At 64.8% G+C, this 15,758-nt stretch carries 16 protein-coding genes; 7 read left to right on the top strand and 9 right to left on the bottom strand.

Features of this window, described 5'->3' with window-relative positions:
- Positions 1-3: 3 nt before the first annotated feature.
- Complete coding sequence (locus IB261_RS07140) at positions 4-186, top strand: PA3496 family putative envelope integrity protein (protein ID WP_081517714.1); 183 nt, start codon at positions 4-6, stop codon at positions 184-186.
- 120 nt (positions 187-306) lie between these two features.
- Here the strand turns inward: IB261_RS07140 and ppnN are convergent, their stop codons facing one another.
- The 4 genes from ppnN to IB261_RS07120 all read right to left on the bottom strand — a co-directional run bounded on the left by ppnN (position 307) and on the right by IB261_RS07120 (position 4,822).
- Positions 307-1,698, bottom strand: coding sequence for a nucleotide 5'-monophosphate nucleosidase PpnN (gene ppnN, locus IB261_RS07135; protein WP_081517713.1), 1,392 nt, complete (start codon positions 1,696-1,698; stop codon positions 307-309).
- 287 nt (positions 1,699-1,985) lie between these two features.
- A complete protein-coding gene (gene gloA, locus IB261_RS07130) occupies positions 1,986-2,378 on the bottom strand; it encodes a lactoylglutathione lyase (RefSeq protein WP_045209838.1) in 393 nt (130 codons plus the stop codon).
- Positions 2,379-2,473: 95 nt separating this feature from the next.
- Complete coding sequence (locus IB261_RS07125; RefSeq protein WP_151186177.1) at positions 2,474-3,691, bottom strand: argininosuccinate synthase; 1,218 nt, start codon at positions 3,689-3,691, stop codon at positions 2,474-2,476.
- Positions 3,692-3,823: 132 nt separating this feature from the next.
- The gene (locus IB261_RS07120; protein WP_318653044.1) at positions 3,824-4,822 is read right to left on the bottom strand and encodes a flagellar protein MotY; all 999 of its coding nucleotides are present in this window, start codon (positions 4,820-4,822) and stop codon (positions 3,824-3,826) included.
- 138 nt (positions 4,823-4,960) lie between these two features.
- Between IB261_RS07120 and pyrC the strand changes: the two genes are divergently transcribed.
- Both pyrC and rnt read left to right on the top strand, forming a co-directional pair.
- Entirely contained in the window at positions 4,961-6,007 is a 1,047-nt protein-coding gene (gene pyrC, locus IB261_RS07115; protein WP_151186176.1) for a dihydroorotase, read from the top strand.
- Positions 6,004-6,684: a ribonuclease T gene (rnt, locus tag IB261_RS07110; protein WP_037011317.1), complete on the top strand. Its 681-nt coding sequence runs from the start codon at positions 6,004-6,006 to the stop codon at positions 6,682-6,684. Before pyrC ends, rnt begins: the two co-directional genes overlap by 4 nt.
- 60 nt (positions 6,685-6,744) lie before the next feature.
- Here rnt and IB261_RS07105 read toward each other — a convergent pair whose 3' ends face one another.
- Positions 6,745-7,347 (bottom strand): peroxiredoxin, encoded by a 603-nt coding sequence (locus tag IB261_RS07105; protein ID WP_081517709.1) that lies wholly within the window; start codon positions 7,345-7,347, stop codon positions 6,745-6,747.
- 268 nt (positions 7,348-7,615) lie between these two features.
- On the opposite strand from IB261_RS07105, the gene IB261_RS07100 reads away from it, so the two are divergent.
- Together IB261_RS07100 and bfrB are read left to right on the top strand one after the other, a co-directional pair.
- The gene (locus tag IB261_RS07100; RefSeq protein WP_081517708.1) at positions 7,616-7,831 is read left to right on the top strand and encodes a bacterioferritin-associated ferredoxin; all 216 of its coding nucleotides are present in this window, start codon (positions 7,616-7,618) and stop codon (positions 7,829-7,831) included.
- A 220-nt stretch (positions 7,832-8,051) separates the two neighbouring features.
- Positions 8,052-8,528, top strand: coding sequence for a bacterioferritin BfrB (bfrB, locus tag IB261_RS07095; protein WP_017521012.1), 477 nt, complete (start codon positions 8,052-8,054; stop codon positions 8,526-8,528).
- 47 nt (positions 8,529-8,575) lie between these two features.
- On the opposite strand, the gene IB261_RS07090 is transcribed toward bfrB, so the two are convergent.
- The 3 genes from IB261_RS07090 to IB261_RS07080 form a co-directional block, all read right to left on the bottom strand.
- Complete coding sequence (locus tag IB261_RS07090; RefSeq protein ID WP_192381761.1) at positions 8,576-9,739, bottom strand: MFS transporter; 1,164 nt, start codon at positions 9,737-9,739, stop codon at positions 8,576-8,578.
- 64 nt (positions 9,740-9,803) lie between these two features.
- Positions 9,804-10,130 carry a Grx4 family monothiol glutaredoxin gene (gene grxD / locus IB261_RS07085; protein WP_017521010.1) on the bottom strand — a complete coding sequence of 109 codons (327 nt, stop codon included), beginning with the start codon at positions 10,128-10,130 and terminating at the stop codon, positions 9,804-9,806.
- Between the two features lie 132 nt (positions 10,131-10,262).
- Positions 10,263-12,356: a molybdopterin oxidoreductase family protein gene (locus IB261_RS07080; protein WP_192381759.1), complete on the bottom strand. Its 2,094-nt coding sequence runs from the start codon at positions 12,354-12,356 to the stop codon at positions 10,263-10,265.
- Between the two features lie 314 nt (positions 12,357-12,670).
- On the opposite strand from IB261_RS07080, the gene argF reads away from it, so the two are divergent.
- Both argF and IB261_RS07070 read left to right on the top strand, forming a co-directional pair.
- On the top strand, positions 12,671-13,588 hold the full coding sequence (gene argF, locus IB261_RS07075) for an ornithine carbamoyltransferase (RefSeq protein WP_081517705.1): 918 nt from the start codon (positions 12,671-12,673) through the stop codon (positions 13,586-13,588).
- Positions 13,589-13,737: 149 nt separating this feature from the next.
- On the top strand, positions 13,738-14,799 hold the full coding sequence (locus IB261_RS07070) for an ABC transporter ATP-binding protein (RefSeq protein ID WP_192381757.1): 1,062 nt from the start codon (positions 13,738-13,740) through the stop codon (positions 14,797-14,799).
- On the opposite strand, the gene IB261_RS07065 is transcribed toward IB261_RS07070, so the two are convergent.
- Positions 14,796-15,752: an FAD-binding protein gene (locus IB261_RS07065; RefSeq protein WP_192381755.1), complete on the bottom strand. Its 957-nt coding sequence runs from the start codon at positions 15,750-15,752 to the stop codon at positions 14,796-14,798. The two genes, IB261_RS07070 and IB261_RS07065, sit on opposite strands and share 4 nt — an antisense overlap.
- Positions 15,753-15,758: the final 6 nt, after the last annotated feature.

Genomic DNA, 15,758 nt, shown 5'->3' with positions numbered 1-15,758 from the left:
CGAATGGCAAACGACAAAGAAGACCTCGAACTCGAGGACGATGTCAGCACAGACGACAGCGATGACGGCGCCGAAGCATCGGCAGAGGTCGCCAAGACCAACCTGACCAAGCGCCGCATCATTGACAACTACCTGGAAGAGCGTCGCCTGCAGCGCCAACTGTCCGACTACGATTTCGATCTGTAAGCCTTCTCCTAAGCGAAGTACCTGCATGAAAAAGCCCCGCATCCTGGCGGGGCTTTTTGTTTTCTGCTCCTTGTGGGAGCACGCCATGCGCGATCGCGGGCATGGCCCGCTCCTACAGGCTCACACCGCTACACCAGCGCGCTGCACCACCCGGTAGCACGGCTCGTACGCCGCGCCGCCCGGCAACTTCATGCGGTGCTGTTCGACGAAGGCCTGCAGCAGAGCATCCAGCGGTTCCATGATGGCCGCGTCGCCGTGGATCTCGTACGGGCCGAACTCTTCGATCATGCGGATGCCGCGGTCCTTCACGTTGCCCGCGACGATGCCGGAGAACGCCCGGCGCAGGTTCGCCGCCAGTTCGTGTGGCGGCACGTCGCGACCCAGATCCAGGCCGGCCATGTTCTCGTGGGTCGGCTCGAACGGGCGCTGGAACCCCTCGTCGATCTTCAGCAGCCAGTTGAAGTGGTAGGCGTCGTTGCGCTCGCGGCGGAACTGCTTGACCCGCTTCAGGCCGGTGCTCATTTCCCGCGCCACTTCCGCCGGGTCGTCGATGATGATGCGGTAGCGCTTCTGCGCCGCCTCGCCCAGCGTCGCACCGACGAAGGCATGCAGCTGTTCGATGTAGGCCGCCGCGCTGCGCGGGCCGGTGAGCACCAGGGGGAACGGCATGTCCTGGTTTTCCGGGTGCATGAGGATGCCCAGCAGGTAGAGGAACTCCTCCGCCGTACCGACGCCGCCGGGGAACACGATGATGCCGTGACCGACACGGACGAAGGCTTCGAGGCGCTTCTCGATGTCCGGCAGGATCACCAGTTCGTTGACGATCGGGTTCGGCGCCTCCGCAGCGATGATTCCCGGCTCGGTCAGGCCCAGGTAGCGGCCATCGGTGATGCGCTGCTTGGCGTGACCGATGGTGGCGCCCTTCATCGGGCCCTTCATCACGCCCGGGCCGCAACCGGTGCAGACGTCGAGGCTGCGCAGGCCCAGTTCGTGGCCGACCTTCTTGGTGTACTTGTACTCGTTGGTGCTGATGGAGTGGCCGCCCCAGCACACGACGATCTTCGGCTCCACGCCGGCGTGCAGGGCACGGGCGTTGCGCAGAAGGTGGAAGACGTAATCGGTGATGCCGGCCGAGCTGTCCAGGCCGAAGCGCCGGCTGTTCAGGGCGTTCTGGGTGTAGACGATGTCGCGCAGGGCGCTGAAGAGCATCTCGCGGGTGCTGGCGATCATCTCGCCGTCGACGAAGGCGTCGGCCGGCGCGTTGAACAGCTCCAGGCGCACGCCGCGGTCCTGCTGGTGGATTTCCAGTTCGAAGTCGCGGTAGGCGTCGAGGATGTGCTTGGCGTTGTCGATCTGCGTGCCGGTGTTGAGGATGGCCAGGGCACACTGGCGGAAGAGCTTGTAGGTACTGCCCGAGCCCGCTTCGCTGAGCTGGTGGACTTCACGTTGGGAGAGGGTTTCGAGGCTGCCCTTGGGGCTGACCGAGGCATTGTTTACCGGTCTTGGGGACATGCTGTATTCCTTGACGATGGAAGCCGGGCACCTGAGCGCGCGGCTTTCCGATAAATCGATGCGGCCGTCCATTCGGCCGTCATTGCCGGGGGCGTCGCGGCGGGGATTCTCCGGCCCGCAGCGCGCTCCTTCTGACTGTGACAAGCGAATGGCGGAAACTGCTTCCGCAATCGACGCGTCCGACGTCGATGCCCCTTGAGTATGAACGCTGCGATGACTTTCTGATGACGCACCGCAAAAGAAAAACCCCGCTGGATTGGCGGGGTTTCTTCAAGGACGCTTCGCGATCAGTCCTTGCGCTGCGGGCTCAGCAGCTCGATCTTGTAGCCGTCCGGGTCTTCGACGAAGGCCAGGATGCTGGTGCCGTGCTTCATCGGGCCCGGCTCGCGGGTGATCTTGCCGCCACGGGAGCGGATGTCCTCGCAGGCCTTGTAGACGTCCGCCACTTCCAGGGCGATGTGGCCGTAGCCGGTGCCCAGCTCGTACTGGTCCACGCCCCAGTTGTAGGTCAGCTCGATGACGCTGTTGTCGTCTTCGTTGCCGTAGCCCACGAATGCCAAGGTGAACTGGCCGTCCGGATAATCCTTGCGACGCAGCAGGGTCATGCCCAGGACTTCGGTGTAGAAGGCGATGGATTTGTCCATGTCGCCGACGCGCAGCATGGTGTGCAGCAGTCTCATCGGTTCTTTCCTCATCAGGTGCCCGGAGTGCGGGCTTATAAACACAAACCCCGGCTCGTGGCCGGGGTCTGCTTGTCACGGGAGACGCAAGCTTATCAGAACAGCTTGCGGCCCTTGTTCGCGGCGATACGCATGCGCAGCGCGTTGAGCTTGATGAAGCCAGCGGCATCGGCCTGGTTGTAGGCGCCGCCGTCTTCCTCGAAGGTCGCGATGTTGGCATCGAACAGCGAGTCGTCGGACTTGCGGCCGGTGACGATGACATTGCCCTTGTACAGCTTCAGGCGCACGACGCCGTTCACGTGTTCCTGGGAGGCATCGATCATCTGCTGGAGCATCTCGCGCTCCGGGCTCCACCAGTAGCCGGTGTAGATCAGCTTGGCGTAGCGCGGCATCAGCTCGTCCTTCAGGTGAGCGACTTCGCGGTCCAGGGTGATCGACTCGATGGCACGGTGCGCCTTGAGCATGATGGTGCCGCCAGGGGTCTCGTAGCAGCCACGGGACTTCATGCCGACGTAACGGTTCTCGACGATGTCCAGACGGCCGATGCCGTTGGCGCCGCCGATGCGGTTCAGCTCGGTCAGTACCTGGGCGGGAGTCATGTCCTTGCCGTCGATGGCGACGATGTCGCCCTTGCGGTAGGTCAGCTCGATGTAGGTGGCGGTGTCAGGGGCCTTCTCCGGGGAGACGGTCCACTTCCACATGTCCTCTTCGTGCTCGGTCCAGGTGTCTTCCAGCACGCCGCCTTCATAGGAGATGTGCAGCAGGTTGGCATCCATGGAGTACGGCGATTTCTTCTTGCCGTGGCGCTCGATCGGGATGTTGTGGGCTTCGGCGTAGTCCATCAGCTTCTCGCGGGACAGCAGGTCCCACTCGCGCCAGGGAGCGATCACCTTCACGCCCGGCTTGAGCGCGTAGGCGCCCAGCTCGAAACGCACCTGGTCGTTGCCCTTGCCGGTGGCGCCGTGGGAGATGGCGTCAGCGCCGGTGGCGTTGGCAATCTCGATCAGGCGCTTGGCGATCAGCGGGCGGGCGATGGAGGTACCCAGCAGGTACTCGCCTTCGTAGACGGTGTTGGCACGGAACATCGGGAAGACGAAGTCGCGGACGAATTCTTCTCGCAGGTCCTCGATGAAGACCTCTTTCACGCCCATCTGCTTGGCCTTGGCGCGGGCCGGTTCGACCTCCTCGCCCTGACCCAGGTCGGCGGTGAAGGTCACCACTTCGCAGTTATAGGTATCCTGCAGCCACTTCAGAATTACCGAGGTGTCCAGGCCACCGGAATACGCCAGGACTACCTTCTTCACGTCCGCCATGCCACTCAACTCCACGGGGGTTGTCACGAAAGGGGCCGATTCTACTGTCCGCTCGGAATAATTTACAGAGGGGCGACAGCTTTTGACGACAAAGCGACAAATACTATCGTCGGTGCGACCCGACGCCGCGGGTCAGCCCTTGGGTGTCGCGGGCGGCGTGGCGGGTGGGTTGGCCGCGTTGGCGGCAGGCGCTGCCGGCGCGCCCTGAGCCGGCGCGCTGGCGGTGCTGGGAGCCGGTGCGGCAGGGGCTGGCGGGGCTTCGGCGGGTGCCTGCTCGACGACCGCCTCGCGGGACAGGTTCACCGTTACCCGGCGATTCTTCGCGCGGTTGGCAGCGGAGTTGTTCTTCACCAGCGGGTAGCGCTCACCGTAGAAGCGCACGGTGATCTGCGATTCCGCCACACCATTGGCCTTCAGGTACTCCATCACCGCGATGGCCCGGCGGCGCGAGGCCTCGCGGTTGGCCAGGCGGTTGCCGCTGTTGTCGGAATGGCCGTCCAGCTCGATGCGATTCACCGTCGGATCGGCCTTCATGTACTGCAGGATGATGTCCAGCTTGGCGCGACCCAGCGGATCGACCTCGGTGCCGCCGTCCGGGAAGCCGACCTGGCTCTGGCGCACCTGGTCGAAGTTGACCGGGAGCATCTTCGTCGAACAGTCCTGGAACTTCACGTATCCGTCGGCGAAACGCGTTGGCATCAGCCGTACCAGCAGGTTCTCGCCAGTGCGCGTGCGGTGGCGCACTTCCGGCGCACGGCCTTCCAGCAAACCGCCGAGCAGCCGCCCGGCCTGCTGCTGGGTGCTGTTGAAAGGCACATCGCCCGAACCCACCTGCACTGCCCCCAGGTTCAGGTCGCCCTGCCCCGGACGCCACGGCGGCGCGGCCGCCAGCAGGGTTGCCGAGCCGCTGCCCAGCCAGCCCCTCTGCGGCTTGAGCCGGAAGGTCGGCTGCTCGCCGGCGCGCCAGACGAATTCGCCCAGGCCGAAACCGGCCACGCTCTGCGACAGCCGGCACTCGAACTGGTCGCCCTCCACCGTCCATTGCGCACTTTCCATGCGCGTCTGGAAGGTCAGCCCCCAGGCCGGGAGGCTGGCACAGAGAGCGAGCAGGAGAAGGGAGGGCTGGCGCACGATGGCTTCCATACAGATAAAGAGGCGTCCCAGATTCTATCGGTCGGCCTCGGCAAAACTTGATAGCGAGTGCCGGCGGCGGCCTTTTCCGGTAGCATTTCACCCTCTTCCCGCTGCAACCGCACCCCTGGAATCCGCATGTCCGACCGCCTGACACTCCTGCGCCCCGACGACTGGCACATCCACCTGCGCGACGGCGCCGCACTCGCGCAAACCGTCGGCGACGCCGCCCGCACCTTCGGCCGCGCCATCATCATGCCGAACCTGGTCCCGCCGGTACGCAACGCCGCCGAAGCCGACGCCTACCGCCAGCGCATCCTGGCCGCCCGTCCCGCCGGCAGCCGCTTCGAGCCGCTGATGGTGCTGTACCTCACCGACCGCACCAGCGTCGAGGAAGTCCGTGCCGCCAAGGCCTCCGGCTTTGTGCACGCCGCCAAGCTGTACCCGGCCGGCGCCACCACCAACTCCGATTCCGGCGTCACCAGCGTCGACAACATCTTCCACGTGCTCGAAGCCATGGCCGAAGTCGGCCTGCCGCTGCTGGTACACGGCGAGGTGACCCGCGCCGAGGTCGACGTGTTCGACCGTGAGAAGCGCTTCATCGACGAGCACCTGACCCGAGTGGTCGAGCGTTTCCCGACCCTCAAGGTGGTCTTCGAGCACATCACCACCGGCGATGCCGCCGCCTTCGTCAAGGCCGCCCCGGCCAACGTCGGCGCCACCATCACCGCACACCACCTGCTGTACAACCGCAACCACATGCTGGTTGGCGGCATTCGCCCGCACTTCTATTGCCTGCCGATCCTCAAGCGCAACACCCACCAGGAAGCCCTGCTGGATGCCGCTACCAGCGGCAGCCCGAAGTTCTTCCTCGGCACCGACTCGGCCCCCCACGCGCGCCACGCCAAGGAAGCCGCCTGCGGTTGCGCCGGCTGCTACACCGCCTACGCCGCCATCGAGCTGTACGCCGAAGCCTTCGAACAGCGCAATGCGCTGGACAAGCTGGAAGGTTTCGCCAGTTTCCACGGCCCGGATTTCTACGGCCTGCCGCGCAACAGCGACCGCATCACCCTGGTCCGCGAAGAGTGGGAAGCCCCGGCGGCCCTGCCGTTCGGCGATTTCGACGTCGTCCCGCTGCGCGCGGGTGAAAAACTGCGCTGGCGCCTGCTGGAGACCGAGGCATGAGTGACGAGAACGAAATCTTCGAAGAAGAACTCGACGGTTCCTTCCCGCCCGGCCCGCGCCACCCGATGGCGCGCCGCTTCCGTGGCTACCTGCCGGTCGTGGTGGACGTCGAGACCGGTGGCTTCAACGCCGGCACCGACGCCCTGCTGGAAATCGCTGCCGTCACCATCGGCATGGACGAAAGCGGCTACCTGTTCCCCGAACACACCTACTTCTTCCGCGTGGAGCCCTTCGAAGGCGCCAACATCGAGCAAGCGGCGCTGGAGTTCACCGGCATCAAGCTGGACCACCCGCTGCGCATGGCCGTGCCGGAAGAACAGGCGCTGACCGAAATCTTCCGCGGCATCCGCAAGTCGCTGAAGTCCAACGGCTGCAAGCGGGCGATCCTGGTCGGCCACAACAGCAGCTTCGACCTGGGCTTCCTCAATGCGGCGGTGAACCGCAGCGGCGTGAAACGCAACCCGTTCCACCCGTTCTCCAGCTTCGACACCGCTACCCTCGCCGGCCTCGCTTACGGCCAGACCGTCCTGGCCAAAGCCTGCCAGACCGCCGGCATCGAGTTCGACAACCGCGAGGCTCACTCGGCGCGCTACGACACCGAGAAGACTGCCGAGCTGTTCTGCGGCATCGTCAACCGCTGGAAGGAATTCGGCGGCTGGATGGAAGACGATCACTGATCGTGCCGTCCTGAATAAAAAAGCCCCGCAATCGCGGGGCTTTTTTATTCACCAGCAGCCTTACAGCTTGCCGGCGTTCTCGGCCAGGTAGGCGGCAACGCCTTCGGGCGAGGCGGTCATGCCCTTGTCGCCCTTCTTCCAGTTGGCCGGGCAAACTTCGCCGTGTTCCTCGGTGAACTGCAGGGCGTCGACCAGACGCAGCAGCTCGTCCATGTTACGGCCCAGCGGCAGGTCGTTGACGATCTGCGAACGCACCACGCCGTTCTGGTCGATCAGGAAGGCGCCACGGAAAGCCACGCCGCCTTCAGATTCGACGTCATAGGCCTTGGCGATCTCGTGGGTGATGTCGGCGGCCAGGGTGTACTTGACCGGGCCGATGCCGCCCTTGTCCACCGGAGTGTTGCGCCAGGCGTTGTGGGTGAAGTGGGAATCGATGGAAACGCCGATCACTTCGACGTTGCGCGCCTGGAAGTCGGGGATGCGGTGGTCCAGGGCGATCAGCTCGGACGGGCACACGAAGGTGAAGTCCAGCGGGTAGAAGAACACCAGGCCGTACTTGCCCTTGATGGCTTCGGACAGCACGAAGCTGTCGACGATCTCGCCGGTGCCCAGCACGGCGGCCACGTTGAAATCGGGAGCTTTCTTACCTACGAGTACGCTCATTCCTTGTCTCCGGAAATGGTGAGGCGCTTGGGAGCGAAACGCCCGCTGCCCGGTCGAAACTGCCGGGCTTGAGGGGTTGCCGCTCCAGTGGGGCAGCCATCATACACCGGGCAGGCAAGGCCTTCATCCATGCGGCTTTCGCGGCAGATTCACTGACCTCACGACCATTTATCGGAGACCACGAAAGGGGTTCCTGGTAAATTTTGACAATCATTCTCATTATTATTAGTATCGCTTCCAACAACCCCACAGCGACTGTAGTGCAACCATGTACGTCTGCCTCTGCAACGGTGTTACCGATACCCAGATCCGCGATGCGATCTACGACGGCGCCTGCAACTATCGCGAAGTGCGCGAATGCACCGGCGTCGGCACTCAATGTGGCAAGTGCGCCTGCCTGGCCAAACAGGTGGTTCGCGATACCCTCGGCGAGCTGCAAAGCGCCCAGGCGATGAACTACAACCTGGCCTACGCGGCGGGTTGAGAAAAAAGACCGCTGATCGATTCAGCCAAAATTCCAAGGAAACCGGGCTCTGGCCCGGTTTTTTTATGCCCGTAATTCAGTGGTTTAGCGCCAAGTTGCGGAATGAAAACATTCGCATTCATATTCCTTTTTATAACAAATTCAAGGACTTATGTTTGACAGATGGTTATAAGGGCGCGAGAATTTCAATCTCTCCCACTCCACACGGCAGGACCCCGGCATGAAAGGCGACAAGAAAGTCATCCAGCATCTGAACAAGATCCTCGGCAACGAGCTGATCGCCATCAACCAGTACTTCCTGCACTCGCGCATGTGGAACGACTGGGGCCTGAAGCGCCTCGGCGCGCATGAGTACCACGAGTCCATCGATGAGATGAAGCACGCCGACAAGCTCATCGAACGCATCCTGTTCCTCGAAGGCCTGCCCAACCTGCAGGACCTGGGCAAGCTGCTGATCGGCGAGAACACCCAGGAAATGCTGCAGTGCGACCTGAACCTGGAACTCAAGGCCTGCAAGGACCTGCGCGACGCCATCGTGCATTGCGAAAGCGTGCATGACTACGTCAGCCGCGACCTGCTCAAGGACATCCTCGAGTCCGAGGAAGAGCACATCGACTACCTGGAAACCCAGCTGGGCCTGATTCAGAAAGTCGGTCTGGAAAACTACCTGCAGTCGCACATGCACGAAGACGACTGATAGAAAAAAGGCACCGGCGCTGTTGTGGACGCCGGTGCCCTCTCCTTCTAGACGTTCGCCTTTGGCGGACGGCGCACCAGTGACGCCTTCAGCACCAACCCTGCGCACAGCCCCACCACCACCAGCAACGACAGGCGCAGGCCCACGTGCTCGGCGAGGAAGCCGATCAGCGGCGGGCCCATCAGCAAGCCGCCATAGCCGAACGACGCTACCGCCGCCACGCCGCGCGAAGGCTCGACGCCCGGCCGGTTGCCCGCGGCGCCGATCAGGATCGGCACCACCACCGACAGTCCCGCGCCCACCAGGGCGAATCCGGCAATCGCGCCGGCAACCCACGGACTGAACAGCGCCAGGAACATGCCCGAAATCGCCAGCAGCGCGAGGTTGCGCACCAGCGCCTCGTCGGCGAAGCGCACGCGCAAACGATCACCGAACAGCCGCCCCAGCACCATGGTTGCGGAGAATGCCGCGAAGCCCAGTGCTGCCAGGCGTTCGGACGCGCCCAGCACCTGATGCAGCAGCAAGGCCCCCCAGTCGGCAACCGCCCCTTCGGAAACGAACGCGCAGAGCGTCAGCAGACCCAGGCCGATCAGTGCCGGTGGCGGCAGGCGCCAGCCACGTTGGGCTGGCGCCTCCTCCTCCATGGGTTCCGGACGGCCCTCGAACAGATGACGGGCGAAGAACGGCAGGATCGCCACGGCGATCAGCGCCAGCAGGCTGAAGTGCCAGATCGGCGCCAGGTCGGCAAACGCTGCCGCGCCGACTGCACCGACCAGACCGCCCAGGCTGTACATGCCATGCAAACTGGAGATGCACGGGCGGCCGAGGCGCCGCTCGACTTCCACCGCCTGGGTGTTCATCGCCACGTCCATGGTCGCGAAGGTCAGGCCGACGGCGAGGAAGCCCGCCGCCAGTACCCAGACATCCTGCGCCAGCCCGAGCAAGGGGAAGGTCGCCATCAGCGCCAACCCGGAAATCACGGTGATCGCCCGGCTGCCATAGCGCCGCACCAGCGCGCCGGCGAAGGCGAACGCCAGCAGCGCGCCGAAGCCCGCGCCCAAGAGCGCCTGGCCCAGTTGCTGCTCGTCGACCCCGGTCATGCTCTTGAGGGCCGGCACCCGCCCCATCACGCTGCCATGGACCATCCCGCCCATGGCGAAGCAGTATCCGCACGCCCAGCGCGCGGCGTTGGCCCGCGTCTGTTCAGTCATCTTTTATTTCTTCCCAAAAACAAAGCCCCGCCAAGGCGGGGCTTTGTGCGACAGCACGAAAGACTCAGGCGTTGGCCTTGCTCACGGCGTCCTTGATCAGCGGTTGCAGCTCACCCTTCTCGAACATCTCGGCCAGGATGTCGCTGCCGCCGACCAGTTCACCACCGACCCACAGTTGCGGGAAGGTCGGCCAGTTGGCGTACTTGGGCAGGTTGGCGCGGATTTCCGGGTTCTGCAGGATGTCGACGTAGGCGAACTTTTCGCCGCAAGCCATCAGCACCTGCGCGGCGCGGGACGAGAAACCGCACTGGGGAGCGTTCGGCGAACCCTTCATGTACAGCAGAACAGGGTTGCTGGAGATCTGCTCTTTGATGGTATCGATGATATCCATGAACTTCCTCGGCTTAACTATCAGACACTGACCCGGCAGTCGCCTCTGGGGGCACAGGCCGGCACGGTACCGCGCATTGTACTGCAAAGCCGAGTGCAACGCTCGGCTTTGCAGGTGACGTGCGTCAGCTTGTCAGGCCGCCTCGACCTCCACCGGCACACCATTGAGCGCAGTGTTGCCGGAGAGTGCATCCAGGTGGCGCTCGTCGGTCAGATCGTTGGCGCTGGCACCGCCCTGCTCGCGCGCGATGGCCAGTTGCACGCCCGGTCGCCCGTGGCCCCAGCCGTGGGGCAGGCTGACCACGCCGGCCATGACTTCATCGCTGGAAGCCACTTCGATCTCGATGCTGCCTACCCGCGAACGCACCCGCACCTTCTGCCCATCTACCAGCCCGCGCGACGCCAGGTCCTGCGGATGCATCAGCAACTGGTGGCGCGGCTTGCCCTTCACCAGGCGGTGATAGTTGTGCATCCACGAGTTGTTGCTGCGCACGTGGCGGCGGCCGATCAGCAGCAATTGGTCGATGGCCGGCGACTGGCTGTCGGCAAAACGGCGCAGGTCGTTGAGGAAAATCTCCGGTGCCGCCTCGATGCTGCGGCTGGCGGTTTTCAGGCGCGGCGCCAGGTTCGGCTGCAGCGGCCCCAGGTCCAGCCCGTGCGGGTGCTCGCGCAGCCGCGCCAGGTTGAGCTTGTGCTCGCTGGCGTCGCCGTAGGGGCCGAAGCGCAGGCCCATCTCGATCATCTGCTCCGGCGCCATGGTCGGCTTGAGCTCGCTGCCCTGACGCGCGGCATAGGCCTTGGCCAGGCCGACGAAGATTTCCCAGTCGTGCAGTGCGCCTTCGGGCTTGGGCAGGATCGCCTCGTTGAAGCGGGTGACGTTGCGCACTGCGAAGACATTGAAGGTGGTGTCGTAGTGATCGTGCTCCAGCGGCGCGGTGGGCGGCAGGATCAGGTCGGCGTAGCGGGTCGTCTCGTTGATGTACAGATCGACGCTGAGCATGAACTCCAGGCCATCCAGCGCCTGCTCCAGGCGACGGCCATTGGGCGTGGACAGCACCGGGTTGCCGGCCACCGTCACCAGTGCGCGCACCTGCCCCTCCCCTTCGGTGAGCATCTCCTCGGCCAGCGCCGCCACCGGCAGTTCACCGCCGTATTCCGGCAGGCTGGACACGCGGCTTTGCCAGCGATTGAAAGCGCCGCCCGCAGTGGACGCCACCAGGTCCACCGCCGGCGTGGTGCACAGGGTGCCGCCGACGCGGTCGAGGTTGCCGGTGACCAGGTTGATCAGTTGCACCAGCCACTGGCACAGGCTGCCGAAGACTTGCGTCGAAACCCCCATGCGCCCGTAGCAGACCGCCTTGTCGGCGGCGGCGAAAGCCCGCGCCAGCTGGCGGATATCCTCGGCCGGCACACCGCAGCGCGCGGCCATGGCTTCGACCTTGAACGGCGCCAGGGCTTCGCGTACCGCCTCCAGGCCATTCACCGGCAGGGCGGTTGCGCGGGTCAGCCCTTCGCTGAGCAGCGTGTCGAGGATGCCCAGCAACAAGGCTGCATCCTCGCCGGGACGGACGAACAGATGCTGGTCCGCCAGCGCCGCCGTCTCGGTGCGACGCGGATCGACCACCACCAGCTTGCCACCGCGCGCCTTCAGCGCCTTCAGGCGTTTCTCCACGTCCGGGACGGTCATGATGCTGCCGTTGGAGGCCAGCGGGTTGCCGCCCAGGATCAGCATGAAGTCGGTGTGGTCGATGTCGGGAATCGGGATCAGCAGGCCATGGCCGAACATCTGCTGGCTGACCAGATGATGCGGCAACTGGTCCACCGAGGTCGCCGAGTAACGGTTGCGGGTCTTCAGCTGGCCGAGGAAGTAGTTGCTGTGGGTCATCAGCCCGTAGTTGTGCACGCTGGGATTGCCCTGGTACACGGCCACGGCGTCGTTGCCATGGCGTAAACGAATCTCGGCAAGACGCGTGGCGACCAGCTCGAAAGCCTCGTCCCAGCCGATCGGCTGCCACTCGTTGCCGACGCGGCGCACCGGCTGGCGCAGGCGGTCCGGGTCGTTCTGGATGTCCTGCAGGGCCACCGCCTTGGGGCAGACGTGGCCGCGGCTGAAGCTGTCCTGGGCGTCGCCCTTGATCGAGAGGATGCGCTCATCCTCGGTCTCGATGGTCAGGCCGCAGATGGCTTCGCACAGGTGGCACGCACGGTGGTGGAGGGTCTTGCTCATGGCTCGCCTCGTTATTGTTGTCGCCGGCGCCTCATGGGGCCGGTCGCGGGGTCGAAAGCACTATGAATCCTGGCCTGGCGAAGCACCACCAGCTTCCGTCGGGTGAATCGCGGGGCATCAGGAACGACCATGTTGAAGCCCCGCCCGACGGGCCTTCCGGGGGAAACTTGCGTAGATCCGTCATTTCCTTATAGGATCGCGCCTTCCCCCATTTTCCGCTCCATGCGGTCCCGCCGCAGGTTCAGCCCGTTTTTTCTCACGAAAGCCGGTCGGTACCTCGGCCTGATTCTGAGAATAAGTAGTAGGTACGAACCATGAGCGCACGTCACTTCCTCTCGATGCTGGATTACACGACCGAAGAACTGCTCGGTCTGATCCGCCGCGCCACCGAGCTGAAGGACCTGCGAGACCGAGGCGTGCTCTACGAACCACTGAAGAACCGCGTGCTGGGCATGATCTTCGAGAAAGCCTCGACCCGTACGCGGATTTCCTTCGAAGCCGGCATGATCCAGCTCGGCGGCCAGGCCATCTTCCTCTCCCCGCGCGATACCCAGCTGGGCCGTGGCGAGCCGATCGCCGACGCCGCACGGGTGATGTCGCGGATGGTCGATGCGGTGATGATCCGCACCTTCGCCCACAGCAACCTGATCGAGTTCGCCGAAAACTCCCGCGTGCCGGTGATCAACGGCCTGTCGGACGACCTGCATCCCTGCCAGTTGCTGGCCGACATGCAGACCTTCTTCGAGCACCGCGGCAGCATCGCCGGCAAGACCGCAGCCTGGATCGGCGACGGCAACAACATGTGCAACAGCTACATCGAGGCGGCGATCCGCTTCGACTTCCAGCTGAACGTGGCCTGCCCGGAAGGTTACGAGCCGAATGCCGCGCTGATGGAACTGGCTGGCGATCGCGTGAAGATCTTCCGCGACCCGCGCGAGGCGGTGGCCGGCGCGCACCTGGTAAGCACCGACGTCTGGGCCTCCATGGGCCAGGAAGACGAAGCGGCCGCGCGCCTGCGCCTGTTCCAGCCATATCAGGTAACACGTGCGCTGCTCGACGGCGCGGCGGCGGATGTACTATTCATGCACTGCCTGCCGGCCCACCGTGGCGAAGAGATCAGCGAAGACCTGCTGGACGACGCGCGCTCCGTGGCCTGGGACCAGGCGGAAAACCGTCTCCACGCCCAGAAGGCGCTGCTCGAACTGCTGGTCGAGCACGCCCACTACGCCTGAGAACCTGCCCATAATCTGCCTGCGCTGGCCCGGGCGGCGTTGGAATCAGGTAAAAAATGCTCATTCAGCAGGCGTAAACTGCGCTTTTTTACCTGATTCCGCCTAGCCCGGACTGCGCTCGGCGAGATTCTGAACAGGTTCTACGTTCAATGACCCAAACGCTGCTGCTCAACCTCGAAGATCTTTCCTGTGGCTATGAACAGCAGCGTGTGGTGCAAGGCGTCAGCCTGCACCTGAACGTCGGCGACATCGGCTGCCTGCTCGGCCCCTCGGGCTGCGGCAAGACCACCACCCTGCGCGCCATCGCCGGTTTCGAGCCGGTGCAGGCCGGCCGCATCGAGCTGGCCGGCGAAGTGATTTCCCGCCCCGGCTTCACCCTGTCGCCGGAGAAGCGCCGGATCGGCATGGTGTTCCAGGACTACGCGCTGTTCCCGCACCTGTCGGTGGCGGACAACATCGCCTTCGGCATTCGCAAGCACCCCGAACGCGAGCGCATCGTCGGCGAATTGCTGGAGCTGGTGAAGCTCGACGGCCTCGGCCAGCGCTTCCCCCACGAGCTCTCCGGCGGCCAGCAGCAACGCGTGGCCCTGGCCCGCGCGCTGGCACCGCAACCGCAACTGCTGCTGCTCGACGAACCCTTCTCCAACCTCGACGTGGAACTGCGCCGCCAGCTCAGCCACGAGGTGCGCGACATCCTCAAGGCTCGCGGCACCAGCGCGGTCCTGGTCACCCACGACCAGGAAGAGGCCTTCGCCGTCAGCGACCACGTCGGCGTATTCCGCCATGGCGTGCTGGAGCAGTGGGACACCCCGTTCAACCTCTACCACGAACCGCAGACACCCTTCGTCGCCAGCTTCGTCGGCCAGGGTTATTTCATTCGCGGACAGATGTGCGGACGCGATGCGGTGCAGACCGAACTGGGCCTGCTGCGCGGCAATCGCGCCTACAGCCTGCCGGACGGCAGTGCGGTGGATGTGCTGCTGCGCCCGGACGACCTGGTGCCGGCCGCCGATGGCGCGCTGAAGGCGCGGATTGTCGGCAAGTCGTTCCTCGGCGCGGCGACGCTCTATCGTCTGCAACTGCCCACCGGCACCCAGCTGGAATCGCTATTTCCCAGCCACTGCGACCATCAACCGGGCGACGAAGTGGCCATCGGCGTCGCCGCCGAGCACCTGGTGCTGTTCCCGGCACAGGGCAGCGTGGCGCTCTAGCCGAGCGCGCTGTCCAACTCGAGCATCAACGCCGGCAGCAACTCGAACAGGTCGCCCTGCAGGCCGTAGTCGGCGATTTCGAAGATCGGTGCGTCCGGATCGAGGTTGATCGCGGCGATGACCTTGGCGTCCTTCATCCCCGCCACGTGCTGCACCGCACCGGATATCCCTACCGCCAGGTAAAGCTCCGGCGCGACGATGCGCCCGGACTGGCCGATCTGCAGCTCCGCCGGTGCGAAACCTGCGTCCACCGCCGCCAGCGAAGCGCCCACGGCGCCGTGCAGGCGATCCGCCAGGGGATAGAGCGCCGCGAAGCCTTCCTCGGTCTGCAGCCCGCGCCCGCCAGCGACTATTACCCGCGCCGCTTCCAGTGCCGGGCGTTCGAAGTCCGGATGCTCCTCACCCTGCCAGGACGAAAGCGCGAGATCGCCCGCCCCGTTGCGTCTTTCCAGCTCGGCGTTGCCACCTTCAGCGGAAACCGGGTCGAAGGCCGTTGGCCGGATACCCAGCACTTTCAGCCGCCCTGCGCAGCGCACCGTGGCAATCGCATTGCCGGCGTAGATCGGGCGCTGGAAGGTCTCGTCATCGATCACCGCGATGACGTCGGAAACCGCATCGACGTCCAGCAGCGCGGCAATACGCGGCAGGCAATCACGGCCCATGGCGCTGGCAGGCGCGAGAATATGGCTGTAGCCAGGAGCGAGCTGCACGACCAGTGCGGAGAGGTTTTCCGCCAGCAGGTGGTCGTAGGCGGAATCGTCCACCAGCACGACGCGCGCGATGCACTCGATGCCGCGAGCGTGCTCCGCCAGTTGGGTCAGGCCGCTGCCGGCCAGCAGCAGATGCACGTCACCGCCGATCTGCCGGGCAGCCGCCAGGGCGTTCAGGGTCGCCGGGGCAAGAACGGGGGAGCCGGTGTGGGTGTGATAGTCAGCGATGACCAGGGTTGCCATGGGCCT

The sequence above is a fragment of the Pseudomonas sp. PDM20 genome (assembly GCF_014852575.3).
Taxonomy (GTDB): Bacteria; Pseudomonadota; Gammaproteobacteria; order Pseudomonadales; family Pseudomonadaceae; genus Pseudomonas.
Note: the sequence above shows the minus strand (reverse complement) of the source record. Positions and strands in the feature narration are given on the sequence as shown.